This window comes from Antarcticibacterium sp. 1MA-6-2, from assembly GCF_021535135.1.
GTDB lineage: Bacteria > Bacteroidota > Bacteroidia > Flavobacteriales > Flavobacteriaceae > Gillisia.
On record NZ_CP091036.1, the window covers coordinates 3,575,765 to 3,589,742 of the forward strand.

Consider the following 13,978-nt stretch of genomic DNA (forward strand, 5'->3'; position numbering starts at 1 on the left):
AACAAATAAAGCTATGAGTTTAAAAAGAGTAATTATTTGTGTTATTGTGATGTGCAGCAGTTTTTTATCATCCTGCTCATCAAGTGATGCCTCCAGTGAGAATGTCGTTGATACACCAAAAGAGAACGAAACACCCGATGAAGGAGAAGCAGCAGATGCTCCTCCAAAATTGTGGAGAGAACATTGGTTTGAACATAATCAACTGGTAACAAGAGTTTATTATGACGATGACCTTGCGCTTTATTATGACAATGATGTAGATCGAACGATTGAGTGGCCAAAAACTATACTTTCAGATGTATGGGAGTATATTAAAAGTGTTTACGGAAATTTTGGAGAAGATCCAAGATTGTATGCCATTCTCCATACAGGCAGGTACAGTGGAGGTCATCCTTCGGTATATATGGATGCAAGTCACGATTATAGAAATGTAGTAGACTGTGGGCCCTATAGCTGGAGACAAGCTTTACCTCAGGAAGGATTAAACTTAATAATTCACGAAGTGGGCCATATAGTAGAGGGATCAACAAACGGAATTAAAAATAATCCGGCGTGGGATATTTGGAAGGACAGTAAATGGGCAGAAATTTTTATCTATGATGTCTATAAAGGAATAGGAAAAGATAGCTTCGCTCAACAATTTCACGATGAGATGTTGAATCAATATGATGATTTTCCGCGACCTGATACTCAATGGTTTAAAGATTGGTTTTATCCGGTTTATACTCAGTATGGTGAGTCTAAAGTTCTAAATAATTTTTATGATTTACTGGCTGAACATTTTCCCAAAAATAACCAGGGAACTGCTTTTTCACGAAGAATGGATATGGGCGAGTTTGTGCACTTTTGGAGTGGTGCAGCGGGTGAAGATTTGCAACCCCTGGCTAAGGAAGCTTTTGGCTGGCCTACTGAATGGGAAAACCAGTTAACAAAGGCGAAAGAGACTTTCCCCCAAATCCAGTATTAGTAAATCTAAAACCTGTACCAGAGAAAATTTTGCGCTGTAATAATCTAATTAGATAAAAAATGAGAGGAATTGTATTGTTAGTTCTTGTAGGATTCTTTTTTTTCTCTGCCCAATTGGAGGCTCAGGAAAGAATTGTAACTGTAGCTTCCCAATTAAAGGAATTAAGGGAAATTGATAAACTTCCCAATTATAAAAGCGGCACCCGAATCCTACAAGTTTCCTCTCATGATACAACAGGTGGTAATGACGATGGCTTTAGTGGCAAATATTCCTTTATTAGGAGAAATCCCGACAGCTCCCTGGTAATATTTGAAGAAAAAGGCAAAGGGGTAATTAACCGCATTTGGACACCCACTCCTACAGAAGATACTCTGGATTTTTACTTCGGAAAGTCAAAAGAACCTTCATTTTCGGTAAAGTTCTCTGATTTATTTTCGGGAAAAGTTTATCCTTTTATTAGTCCGCTCGCAGGGAATGAGATTGGCGGATATTATAATTATTTCCCTATTCCGTTTAAGGATGGTTGTAAAATTGTTTTCCGCGGGAAACACCTTCAGTTTTATCAAATCCAGCACCGTAGTCTTCCCCGCAATTACAATGTCACGAATTTTTCTGAAGAACTTTCCATAGAAGACCGGGAAGAACTGCAAAAATTAATTTTGAAATGGGAGCATATTGGTGTTTTTGATAAGGTAAAGGTCATAGAAACCGATACCCTGGTCCAACCCGGCGAGACGATCACACTTGGCGAAATTGCAGAAGGAGGGAGAATCGTTGGTTTGGAAATAGAGAATGCAGCAGTATTTGAAGGACTCAGGAAGTTAGTGGATATTAAAATTACCTGGAATGGGGAAAATAAGCTTAAGCAATCTATGCCCCGCTGGCAGATTTTTTTGGATATGCCTTTGGTAAAATCTCAATGCAAAGTTTATTGTTAGGCACCAAAGACAATGTTAATTACAGTTATTTTCCTATGCCTTTTGATTCCGGAGCCAAAATTGAAATAGTATATCGCTCCCCAGATTCCTCTGCAGGGAATAATGCAATACCTGTTAAAGGAAAGATCTATTTCAGGAAAGAAAAAAGGGATCGGGAAAAAGAAGGGAAATTTTACGTCTACTGGAATAGTAATTTTAATGCACCTACTGGTGAGCCTCATCTCTTGTTAAAAGGGAAAGGAAAAGGGCATTACGTGGGTACCGTATTACAGGCGCAGGGATTAGAACCCGGGATGACGCTATTTTTTGAAGGAGATGATGTAACTACTATTGATGGAGAAGTGAGAGTACACGGTACAGGATCTGAAGATTACTTTAATGGAGGGTGGTATGCTCTTCTCGATAGATGGGATCGAAAAATTAGTTTGCCCTTACACGGTGCTCTTGATTATTCTCTTCCGTTTTCACGAACAGGCGGATACAGGTTATTTATTTCTGATAAGATGCCTTTTAATGAAGAAATACATCATACTATAGAACATGGTCCTGAAGAGAATAATAAACCTAGTAGATTATACTTCAACAGCTTATTATTATGCTGATGCTCCTGTTCACCTGGAGCAACAAGAACCGAGTAATCAAAACACTTTGGTTTATGTTCCAAATACTTTTGTGCTCTACCCTCAATTAATGAAATACAGTTTTGCGGGTAAGGTTGAGGTAGACAGAGATATTCTTATTTCAACTACAGAAGGGCAGGTGAGAATTGATCTTAGCGATATTCCCAGTGGTTCTTATAAATTATATGCAGATATAGAAAAGTCACCTGACGGTACAGAAATTAGTGTTTGGCAAAGGCAAAAAGAGTTGGCAAAATCTGTTTCATTTTATGCTGAAGAAAGGCAACTGGAAGATAAAAAATATATCTGTGACCTGGTAATAGATGAATTTAAAGAAACCATTACTCTGCGTTTTCAGAACAACCCTGGGAAGTCAAAAATTAATATCAGAAGGTTAATTCTGGAGAGGGAATAATTTCTTCCAGTTCCTTATTTTCAGCTCTCGTGGATTATACAGTAAATTGAGCATCCTCAGTAAAATTGATGTTGCACTATTTTTACTGAAGACTTTTCAGTAAAATAATAAATACAATTTTCTCAAAACAGTTTTAGAACAGTGTACCTCTCAACTGTAGAATATAGTGGAAGTTATATTCTTTCCCAATTCTAAATAGAAAAACCGGAAAAAGGAGCTGTAGGGAACCCGCTTTTTCCGGTTAATCACCGTCTAAACAAACCTAAAACTTATTCGTTTGTAAGGGAGTAGGGGAAATCTGCTTTTTTCGTTCCCCTGCTTTTGTTGGGTTTACTGGTCATATCAAAATCTATAGTAGCTCCCTTCATTAACTCCTTATGGCTTAACCAGTTTTTAGTATATGGTTTTCCATTTACCGTCATCTTCTGGATATAGATATTTTCAGCACTATTCTTAGGAGCAGTTATCACCACTTCATTTCCATTTTCCAGTTTAAGAGTTATTTTTTTGAACAAAGGTGCACCAAGCACATATTGATCTGTGGCAGGGGCTACTGGATAAAAACCTAATGCAGAGAAGACATACCAGGCAGAGGTTTGCCCATTATCTTCATCTCCAATATAACCATCAGGGGTAGGGTGATACATTCTGTTCATAGTCTCTCTTGCCCAGTATTGAGCTTTCCAGGGTTCACTAAGCATAATTGTACAGGTAAATCATATGCTGGATTGGTTGATTTCCATGGGCGTACTGTCCCATATTGGCAATTTGCATTTCCCTTATCTCATGAATGACGCCTCCGTAGTAACTTTCATCAAAAATGGGAGGAAGAGAGAAAACTCTGTCAAGTTGATCTGTAAATTCCTTATTTCCACCCATTAGATCTATAAGTCCCTGCATATCGTGAAAAACTGACCAGGAATAATGCCAGCTGTTTCCTTCAGTAAAAGCATCTCCCCATTTGAAAGGATTAAAAGGAGTCATAAACTCACCATTTTTATTTTTTCCTCTCATTAATTGAGTTTCCGGATCGTATAAATTCTTGTAATTCTGGCTGCGCTTCTTATAAAGTTCAATTTCCTCTTTGGGTTTATTAAGGGCTTTAGCAAGCTGGTAGATCGCGAAATCATCGTAAGCGTATTCAAGCGTTCTTGCGGCATTCTCGTTGATATCAACGTCATAGGGGACATATCCCAGTTCCTTATAATATTCAGCTCCTGCACGTCCCACAGCTGTCATAGGACCAGCGTTGTTAGCACCGTTTATTAAAGCCTTATATAGGTTTTCTATGTCGTACTTATATGCATTACCGCTTTTGAGATAAGCCTCAGCCACTACAGAAGCAGAATTATTCCCAACCATAATATTTCTTAGACCAGGGCTTGCCCACTCCGGCAACCATCCACTTTCATCATAAGCATTAGAGAGACCTTCCTGCATTTTTCCGTTTAGCTCTGGGTACATTAAATTAAGGAATGGGAAGAGGGATCTAAAAGTATCCCAGAAGCTAGGTATCAGTAAACATATAGCCTGGTCTTACTTCTCCATTATAGGGGCTGTAGTGAACTACCTTTCCATTTTCATCGTATTCAAAAAATTTCCTGGGGAAAAGTAACGAACGATATAAACAGGAATAGAAAACCGCAATTTGATCTGGAGTTCCTCCTTCAACTTTAATTCGGCTCAATTCTTTGTTCCAAATTTGTTTTCCTTCTTCCTTTAAAGCATCAAAATCTTTATTGCCAATCTCTTTGAGGTTTCGTTCTGCCTGCTCGTGACTTATAAAAGAGGAGGCAACTTTGGCATTTACTATTTCTCCTTCTTTTGTTTTAAAACCTATTACAGCACCTACATGGTTTGCTTCGGCTTCCCGGGAAGCTGAAAGAACATCGTCTTTAAAGGTTGCGGTGTAGGTAAATTCTTTATCAAATTCAATTATGAAGTAATTTTTGAAATTTTCAGGAACTCCTCCGCTATTTTTCGAACTGTAACCAATTATCCGGTTTTGCTCAGGCAGGATCTTCACATAGGAACCCTCGTCAGTCGCATCAATTACCACATAGGCACTATCAGCTTTGGGGAAGGTGAACCTAAACCGTGCAGCTCTTTCTGTTGGAGTTATCTCTGTGGTGACATCGTGATCGGCTAAATAAACACTGTAATAGTGAGGTTTAACGACCTCTGCTTTATGAGAAAACCAACTTTTTCTCTCGTCCTGCTTAAACTTTAGCTTTCCTGTTATAGGCATAATTGCGAACTGGCCGTAATCATTCATCCAGGGAGAGGGTTGGTGGGTTTGTTTAAAACCATTAATTTGATTAGCATCATATGTATATGCCCAACCATCACCCATTTTACCTGTTTGAGGTGTCCAGAAGTTCATGCCCCAGGGCATGGCAATTGCCGGATAGGTATTTCCTGTAGACAAGCCCGGGCTGGAGTCTGTTCCCATTAAAGGCTTAACCCAATCTACAGGGCTGCTAACATTGTCAATGAGCTCATTTTGTGCCTGTTGTACCTGAGTGCAGATAAAAAAGACAAATAAACTTGCCAGTAATTTTTTCATGAGGATTTCATTAGAAGTTTAATTTTTATGTTGAAGAGAGAGAATTTCCCCTACTTCTTAAGAGAAAGGGAAAGTTAAGAAATTTCTATAAAAACTAAATCGATTTAGTCAAAATTTTTTAAGAGCGTTGATTTAATACTATTTCTAAAGGATACGAAAGGCTATAAAACAAAAGAGGCCCCTAAAGAACCTCTTTAATTGTAGATTTTCTACTATTAGATAATGGGAGCTACCTTTCGTTTCGCATTTTTAAATCCATAATAAAGGATATAGGCATAACATCCCATGACCAGGATTAAGGCGGTATGGAAATTAAAACTATCAGTTAGAAAACCAAAAGCAGGAGGAATCAAAGCACCTCCTACTATCATAGTGCATAATATTCCCGATCCCTGGGGCTTATCATCTCCAAGCCCATCCAGAGCAATACTAAAAATGGTGGGAAACATTATAGAATTAAATAGTCCCACAGCGATTATAGACCACATGGCTGTAAGTCCTACAGAAAGGGTAGATATTATTATTAAAATTATCGCACAGGAAGCAAAGAAACTTAGGATGAATGCAGGATTAAAAATTTTGGTAAAGTAGGATCCAATAAAACGACCTATCATTGCTCCCGTCCAGTAAAACGTAACGAAAACTCCAACCACCGCCATATCGCTTGATTCCGATACTCCTGATGTTAATATCCATTCAGCAACAGTTTTCATAAAGGGTGTATCTCTAACTGTTGTTGCCAGGTCCAGACTAAGAAAATAATTTACCAGGTAACTTCCTATAGCAACCTCTGCTCCTACATAAAAGAATATCCCAAATGCCCCCATTATTAAGTTTTTATTTTTTAGTACACGGGAATAGTCGTTGGATGATGCTGTGTCTCCAATCTTAGGAAGTTTAACGAAAGCGAAAATGATGGCTATTAATACGATAAAGATGGCAATTCCTATAAATAGGTTTTGGACAGTGGAAGCTTCAGAAATGTAATATGCGTTTTTTTGAGCAGCATCCAGCAATTCAATTTCTTCTTTGGTTTTTACTTTATCCTTCAGAATAAATAAAGCACCAATTGCCGGAGCAATAGCAGTACCTAAGGAATTAAACGCCTGAGAAAGATTAAGCCTGCTCGACGCAGTTTTTTCCGGGCCTAACAAGGTGACATATGGATTTGCTGCCACCTGCAAAATTGTTATTCCACCTGCGAGTATAAAATAACCTAACATAAATATTCCAAAGATCCTGTAGGAAGCTGCAGGATAAAATAAAAGACAGCCCACTGCCATTGTACCGAGTCCTAAAATAATTCCATTTTTGTAACCAATACGTGATAAGATATAACCTGCAGGAATTGAAAGTAAAAAATACGCACCAAAAAATGCGAACTGGACCATTCCTGCCTGAAAATAGCTAAGAGTAAAAACTTCACGAAGTCGTGGAATTAGAGAATCTACGAGTACCGTAATAAATCCCCATAAAAAAAACAAGATGGTTAAAAATATGAATGCTTTGCGGTAAGATTGTTTATTTTCCATTTTTCTCGGGAAATTTTTTGAATTACATTTTGGGATGGAAGTTAGAAAATATTATTTGCTATAACCTTTTAGCAGAGTATAAAAAATGCATTATGTACATTTTTTATATATTTATCATGTAAAAGAGGAATAATGGTGGCAAATATATAATTTTCCATTAATATTGAACAGGCATCTTTAACGGAGTAGGTAAAAGATTTAAAAAATAGCAATCTATATCTGAATTTAAAATGCTTACTTTTAAAGTTCCCTTAACCTGAAGTGGTTTTACGCAAATAATAATTGTTCTGATATTACCTATTTAAAGTTCTAAAACGATTGGAACTATGGTACATAATTAATACTATCCGTTTAATGAAAAATAAAAGGCACTCCATTAAAGATATAGCCTCAGAGTTAAAAGTTTCAATAACTACTGTCTCCTTTGTTCTAAATGGCAAAGCTAAAGAAAAAAGAATTTCAGACGAAGTAGCGGCAAAAATTCTAAAATATACAGATGAGATAAATTACAAACCAAACCAGCTTGCTCAAAGCCTTCGTACTGGAAAAACGCATATCCTGGTATTTATGGTGGAGGACATAAGTAATTATTTCTTCTCTAAAATTGCGCGTATAATTGAGGATATTGCCTATAAAAAGGGCTATAAAGTGCTTTTTTGTAGTAACGAGAACAATGATGAACGTTCCCGTGAATTGATCCAGCTTTTTTATGAAAGACAGGTCGATGGTTTTATAATTATTCCTTCACCCGGCATTAAAGATCAAATACAAATGCTCATTGAGAACAAAATTCCAGTTGTTTTGTTTGACAGATTTTTCCCTGATCTAGAAACCAACTATGTTATACTGGACAATCAAAATGCTACCTACAAAGGAACCTTACATTTAATGGAAAGTAACTTTAAAAAGATAGGGTTTATTACTGTTGATGTTGCTCAAACTCAAATGGTTGACAGGTTAAAAGGATATCAAAAAGCTTTGAGAGAAAACGGCCTGGAGGAATATGTGTTGAAAATTCCTTTCAACGAAACAGGTTCAAAAAGTGGCAAAAAACTCTTTTTAGAATTCATCAAGGAGAATCCAGATTTAGACGCGGTTTTCTTTTCTACTAATTACCTTACTCAGGTAGGCCTGGAAGTGATCCAGGAAAAATTTCCGCAAAAAGTTTATGAATTTGGAATAATTACCTTTGACGATAATGATCTCTTCAAAATATACACTCCCTCTATTTCTGCTGTGGCTCAACCCCTTGAAAAAATTGGGAAAGAACTTATGAATATCATGTTTGATCTCCTGGAGTCTGGTGCTGAAAAAAAACCTTTGCACAAAGTTGTCCTTGAGGCAAAATTAAAAGTGAGAAACTCTTCTAAAGCCGGGATTCTCTAAATATTTCATAATAACTTCTTGAAAATTATAAAAAAAATATAATCATAAATAATTTTTCATTTGAATTACTAAATCGTTTTAGTATATTGCCGAATATTTTATATTTGCAAAAACTCAAATCAGTAAGCCCATCCCTATTCCTGCTCCTGCTTCTGAACAACCAGAAAGCCGTTCCAGGAGACATTAAATAAAATAAATGAAATGCCAATAGCTATTGGAGTAGACATTGGGGGCAGCCACATTAGTAGTGCTGCAGTCAACTTACTAACCCATCAAACAATTCCCGGCACCTATCATCACGGTGAGGTTGACAGTAAAGCATCAAAAGATGAAATTTTTAAACGGTGGGCTGCCGTCATTAATCTTACACTTCAGGAAGTAGAGGAAAATGAGCTGCTGGGAATTGGAGTGGCCATGCTCGGTCCCTTTGAATATCGAAAAGGAATAGCCCTTTTTGAGGAAAATGATAAATATGAAGCTTTGTTTCAGGTTCCGGTTGGAGAAGAATTTCCAAAATACCTTTTATATAAAGATTTGAAATTAAGATTCCTAAACGATGCTTCTTCATTCGGGATTGGGGGAGCCCTCAGTACTGAATTAAAAGATGCGAAAAATACAATAGCAGTTACTCTGGGCACTTAAGCTTTGGGGCCTCTTTCCTCAAAAAAGGAGTGCTAGTAGTAAATGGTAGTGATGTTCCTGAAGGGGGTTGTCTATGGGATAAAGAATTTAAAGAAAGTTTTGCTGATGATTATTTTTCTACGCGATGGTTCTTGCAACGTCATTATGATTTGACCGGATCAAATGGTATAAAAGGGGTTAGGGAGATTGTAAATGAAGATAGTATAAGTACTAAAAATATATTTGAAGAATTTTCTCAAAACTTAAGCAGGTTTATGCTGCCCTATCTGGAAAAATTTGATGCAGATCTTTTAGTCCTGGGCGGTAATATAGCTAAAGCTCATGCTCTCTTTTTGCCAAAGCTCAAAGAATACTGGGAGCAAAAAAATTGTACGGTTGCAACAAATATTATTGAAAATACAGAAGAAGCAAGTATTATTGGTTCCTCCTACCTCTTTAATGAAGAATTTTGGAAAAGCGTTAAAAAGGAGCTGCCAACTCGATAATTAATTTTTTGTACCAGTCCTGCTACTTTAACTGGAAAATTTAAATTATAAAATATTCTATGGAAAAAAAATTTTACATCCTCAACAGCAATGGATTACGGGTTTTTACCCTTTTGGGAATTATCTTTTTTACTGGGTCTTGCAAATTCGAGGATACTACTCCACTGGAAAAAAATAACGAAGGAGAAAAAGATTATACAGCCTTTGTAAATCCCTTTATCGGGACTGCACCATTAACTGATACTAAAATTATTGGATATACTCCCCCTGAAGGTTGGAGAGTATGGGCAGGCCTGGTTTATCCCGGCTCGGCCTTACCAAATGCCATGGTGCAGTTAAGCCCAATTACTGAATATGGAACAGGGGCAGGGTATGAATATGAAGACACAGAAATCTTAGGATTTGCCCATACAAATAAAGGGCACTGGAACCTGGTAAATATTCCTGTTCTTCCGGTTTCTGGTGAGGGAACATACCCTTTTAAGTCATCTTTCCTTCACGAAAAAGAAGAAGCCTCCCCGGGTTACTATAGCGTTTATCTGGAAGATACAAAAGTAAATGTAAGGCTAAGCTCAACATTAAGAAGTGGAATACACGAATACACATTTGAAAATGGAAATAGCCGAAAGATACTTTTTGACCTCGGGAAAGCAAATAATAGGGTATCCAATTGGGAGATCAACCAAATTACAGATAAAACAGTTAGTGGTTACCAAAGAGTTGGCAGGGATAAGATTTACTTTTTTGCAACCCTAAGTCATCCTGTGACTGATATAGTTAAGGAAAAGCCTGGAGAAAGTGATGGCTATGCACTTGTAAATTTAAGGAATGGTGGAGCGGGTCCGGTAATTTTAAAAATAGGTCTTTCCTATGTGAGTACAGAGAATGCTGCTGAAAATCTTGAAAAAGAAATTGGCTCCTCCACATTTGAGGATGTTCACCTGAATGCTAAATCTACCTGGAATTCTTTATTATCTAAAATAGATGTGAAGGGCGGCAACAATAAACAAAATGAATTATTTTATACCTCTCTCTATCGGTCCTTTCTTTGGCTAAGCCTTGAGGAGTGATATTAACGGTCAATTTACAGATGTAAAGGGAGAGGTGCAAACGAAGGATTTTAATTATTATACAAATCCCTCCTTTTGGGACACTTATAGAAATAAACTGGTGCTGTTAACTATTGTTTCTCCAGATGTTACAACAGATGTGATTAAATCCCTGATAGATCAGGGTGAGAAAACAGGGTTTATACCAACATTTTTTCATGGTGATCATGCAGCGCCTTTCATCGCCGGAGCTTATGCGCGTGGAGTTGATGAATTTGATGCAAAAAAAGCTTATGAGTTCCTTCTTAATAATGCCACTAAAGAAGGAGGGCCACGTCCTCATATAACCGAGTATATTGAAAAAGGTTTTATATCTGATCCCGATGTGAAGAACCCAGTTGTGGAGACAAAAGCAAAAGCAGGAGTTTCCAAGACCCTGGAATACGCTTATGATGATTATTCCTTAGCCAAGTTGGCAAAGTCATTAGGAGATGAGCAACGATATGAAGAGCTGATGAAAAGATCTGGCAACTACAAAAATGTTTTTGATACCAATAAAAATTTTATGCGTGGAAGGTTGGAAAATGGTGACTGGATAACTCCTTTTAATGCTGAATATCCCTATTACGAATATATGTACAGGGAAGCCAATGCCTGGCAGGTGTCTTTCTATGTTCCCCACGATATGCCGGGACTGGTGAGATTATATGGTGGAGAAGAAAAGTTCGAGGAAAAACTGGATTCTCTGTTTACATTTCCCTGGAATCCTAAACATATTGCACGGAATGTATCAGGTTTTATGGGACAATATAGCCATGGAAATCAGCCAGATCACGAGGCGCCCTTTTCATATTATTTCGTGGGGAAACCCGAAAAATCACAAAAAATTATAGATCAGCTTCTGGAAAATTATTACGGAATAGGGGAGGATGGTTTGGCCCTTTCAGGAATGGATGATGCAGGAGAAATGTCATCCTGGTATGTCATGGCTGCATTAGGTTTATATCCATTATCGCCTGCAGATACTGAATACCTGGTTACCGTTCCAATTTTTGATCATATAGAATGGAAGGTAGGGAATAACACTCTCATAATTGAAAAGCCTGAAGGAGGAAGAAATTTAAAGAAAATTTTGGTAGATGGGATGGAGCATCATTCCTATTTTGTTCCTCATGAATTGTTTAAAAGAGGTGGGAAAATTGAAGTTATAACCGAAAAATAACATAGGTTATTTATTTTTAGATCAATTGAGGATCGAAGTTTTCTGAAAAATTGGTAGAAAAGGAAAATTGTTGCCGTTTAATTAAATAAAATATGATAAATTATTGCCAGTCAATTTCCTTATATGAAAACAAACTATAATCCTATTCTCAATACTACCCTCATCTTATTTATAAGCATAGTTTTCAGTTTAAAAACTTCTGCACAAAGCAGTGCTTCAAATAAGTTTCAGGAAGAGATAATCCATCTGCACTTAAGCAAATTAATACAAGCTCCTGCATTCCATCAGGTGTTGAAATGATATTAAAATTAAACTGTAAAGTTGAAACCGATTTCTATAACTATCAGCAAATATGGGGAAACAAAACAGATGGAACCTTCAAAAATTTTGATAATCTATTAATAAATGGTCTTCGATTCTCTCATAAATTTAATCTTAAACGCGACCTTAATTTCCCGTTAACAGATTTGTTTAAAGCTATAGATGAGGAGTTGTCTAATAATCGATACGTCCTCGTGTCTCTGGTTTCGGGACAAAATATGTGGCACATCTACGTAATTAGTGAAAAGTTGGATAATGGGGAGTATAAAGCCTATAGTAAAATTGACGAAAAAACTTTGGTTGTCTCTAATGTTAGGGAGTATATAACCAATATGAAAGGGACAGATATAATGGTATATAGGGAAGAGTAGAGGTAAAGCAATTAGGGACAATAAAATTAAACAATATAGAAATCCGCACTATGAGAAGATATATTCTACTTTTATCAGGAACTTCGCTTCTTTTTTCCTGTACCACTTTTACTTATGAAGTAAAACATTCTTCAACTAAAACAGCTGTCACAGAGGGGTTTAAAGAAAACAAACAAGAGAGACCTCAAAATCAAAGTGCACTTTTTCATATTGCAAGTTTTGACGAGGTTAGCGCAGTTAGAAAAGCAGCCGTAGAAAAATTAACAAAGCAATGTTCACTTTTTCATATCGCAAGTTTTGACCAGGATGTGGAAATCAGGAGAGCAGCCGTAGAAAGGTTGACAAAGCAAAGTTCACTTTTTCATATCGCAAGTTTTGACCAAAATGCGGAAATTAGAAAAGTAGCCGTAGAAAGGTTGACAAAGCAAAGTTCGCTTTTTCACATAGCAAATTTTGATCAGGACAGTGAAGTGAGAAAGGCTGCGGTTAATAGACTAACCAGTCAAAGTTCGCTGTCGCATTTTGCAAATTTTGATAATGATAGTGAAGTTAGAAAACTGGCTATAGAGCGGATGAATTAATAGAGATTAATAAATAGAGTAGATTTACCTTTTACACTTTATTATTTTATAATCTTTGGAAGAACGACAATTGATCTCCAGTTAGGTTAAAAATCTTTATATTTAAAAAACCACAATCTTAATTACTGAACTTCTCTGGTATACCTCTATAACTTGTATAATGGTATCCTTTTAAATCTCTCTTTTCACAAAAAGATTATCTGTAAGAAAGGCCAAAGAAAATTTTGTACCGGAAATGCAGTACATTCCCACCCTGTGCAGTTCATCAGAAAGTTATTTTATTTTCCTGGTTGCCGTCCTTTATTTGCGGAATAAATCTATCATTCCACTATCATGAAAAAATCTTACTATTTGCTGGCTATCTTAACTGCCATTATACTTTTTCCATTTCTGTTAAAACCAGATGTGGGTGATATGATGAGGCGGTCACCCAATGGTAATTTTTCATTTAAGGAGTATAAATTCTCTTCTGATTCTAACGTGAAACATTTCGTTACTCATGGAATGGGATATGGGGCGTCATCGGATACAAATTGGAAGTATGTGGAAAACCGCTTATTTGATGGTAAAACTTCCCGCGCACCTAAACTAGGACATTATATTTTACCTATTCTTTGGGGAGCTACAAAGGAAGATAGTCTTGTTATAGATGGATTAGTGAGTGATCTTAAGGATTTGATCTCAAACAACAATATTATATATGCAGGTGATTTCACAACATTATGGCCTAATGATAAGCCCCTTCCAAAGGGAGGCGCAACTTCTATACTTTTCAATTTTGAAAATAAACAACATGAATTTCTGAGAAAAGATTATTCCCAAAATGGGAATGAGGTAGCATTTGAACATCATGCGGGGAAATTTATTTAGCTCCAACAATATC

General features: G+C 36.7%; 13 protein-coding genes and 1 pseudogene. 12 read left to right on the forward strand and 2 right to left on the reverse strand.

Features of this window, described 5'->3' with window-relative positions:
• Nucleotides 1–13 precede the first annotated feature (13 nt).
• The 4 genes from LZ575_RS18165 to LZ575_RS18180 are packed head-to-tail and all read left to right on the forward strand — an operon-like array spanning nt 14 to nt 2,940.
• Nucleotides 14–967 (forward strand): hypothetical protein, encoded by a 954-nt coding sequence (locus LZ575_RS18165; RefSeq protein ID WP_235326271.1) that lies wholly within the window; start codon nt 14–16, stop codon nt 965–967.
• A gap of 59 nt (nt 968–1,026) precedes the next feature.
• Entirely contained in the window at nt 1,027–1,905 is an 879-nt protein-coding gene (locus tag LZ575_RS18170; protein WP_235326273.1) for a DUF2961 domain-containing protein, read from the forward strand.
• Entirely contained in the window at nt 1,887–2,507 is a 621-nt protein-coding gene (locus tag LZ575_RS18175) for a DUF2961 domain-containing protein (RefSeq protein ID WP_235326275.1), read from the forward strand. Before LZ575_RS18170 ends, LZ575_RS18175 begins: the two co-directional genes overlap by 19 nt.
• Nucleotides 2,446–2,940: a hypothetical protein gene (locus LZ575_RS18180; RefSeq protein WP_235326277.1), complete on the forward strand. Its 495-nt coding sequence runs from the start codon at nt 2,446–2,448 to the stop codon at nt 2,938–2,940. The genes LZ575_RS18175 and LZ575_RS18180 overlap by 62 nt, the downstream gene beginning before the upstream one ends.
• A gap of 269 nt (nt 2,941–3,209) precedes the next feature.
• Here LZ575_RS18180 and LZ575_RS18185 read toward each other — a convergent pair.
• Nucleotides 3,210–5,506 (reverse strand): annotated as a pseudogene (locus tag LZ575_RS18185) (GH92 family glycosyl hydrolase).
• Between the two features lie 215 nt (nt 5,507–5,721).
• Nucleotides 5,722–7,038, reverse strand: a complete 1,317-nt coding sequence (locus tag LZ575_RS18190) for a sugar MFS transporter (RefSeq protein ID WP_235326279.1) — start codon at nt 7,036–7,038, stop codon at nt 5,722–5,724.
• 354 nt (nt 7,039–7,392) lie between these two features.
• On the opposite strand from LZ575_RS18190, the gene LZ575_RS18195 reads away from it, so the two are divergent.
• The 8 genes from LZ575_RS18195 to LZ575_RS18225 all read left to right on the forward strand — a co-directional run bounded on the left by LZ575_RS18195 (nt 7,393) and on the right by LZ575_RS18225 (nt 13,965).
• Nucleotides 7,393–8,424 carry a LacI family DNA-binding transcriptional regulator gene (locus LZ575_RS18195; RefSeq protein WP_235326281.1) on the forward strand — a complete coding sequence of 344 codons (1,032 nt, stop codon included), beginning with the start codon at nt 7,393–7,395 and terminating at the stop codon, nt 8,422–8,424.
• A gap of 201 nt (nt 8,425–8,625) precedes the next feature.
• A complete protein-coding gene (locus LZ575_RS18200; protein ID WP_235326283.1) occupies nt 8,626–9,066 on the forward strand; it encodes a hypothetical protein in 441 nt (146 codons plus the stop codon).
• 29 nt (nt 9,067–9,095) lie between these two features.
• Complete coding sequence (locus LZ575_RS18205; protein WP_235326285.1) at nt 9,096–9,551, forward strand: hypothetical protein; 456 nt, start codon at nt 9,096–9,098, stop codon at nt 9,549–9,551.
• A gap of 59 nt (nt 9,552–9,610) precedes the next feature.
• Nucleotides 9,611–10,621 carry a glycoside hydrolase domain-containing protein gene (locus LZ575_RS22870; protein ID WP_255702684.1) on the forward strand — a complete coding sequence of 337 codons (1,011 nt, stop codon included), beginning with the start codon at nt 9,611–9,613 and terminating at the stop codon, nt 10,619–10,621.
• Complete coding sequence (locus tag LZ575_RS22875; RefSeq protein ID WP_255702685.1) at nt 10,611–11,822, forward strand: glycoside hydrolase family 92 protein; 1,212 nt, start codon at nt 10,611–10,613, stop codon at nt 11,820–11,822. Before LZ575_RS22870 ends, LZ575_RS22875 begins: the two co-directional genes overlap by 11 nt.
• 296 nt (nt 11,823–12,118) lie before the next feature.
• On the forward strand, nt 12,119–12,514 hold the full coding sequence (locus LZ575_RS18215) for a hypothetical protein (protein WP_235326287.1): 396 nt from the start codon (nt 12,119–12,121) through the stop codon (nt 12,512–12,514).
• Nucleotides 12,515–12,564: 50 nt separating this feature from the next.
• Entirely contained in the window at nt 12,565–13,095 is a 531-nt protein-coding gene (locus LZ575_RS18220) for a hypothetical protein (protein WP_235326289.1), read from the forward strand.
• A 333-nt stretch (nt 13,096–13,428) separates the two neighbouring features.
• Entirely contained in the window at nt 13,429–13,965 is a 537-nt protein-coding gene (locus LZ575_RS18225; RefSeq protein ID WP_235326291.1) for a hypothetical protein, read from the forward strand.
• Nucleotides 13,966–13,978: the final 13 nt, after the last annotated feature.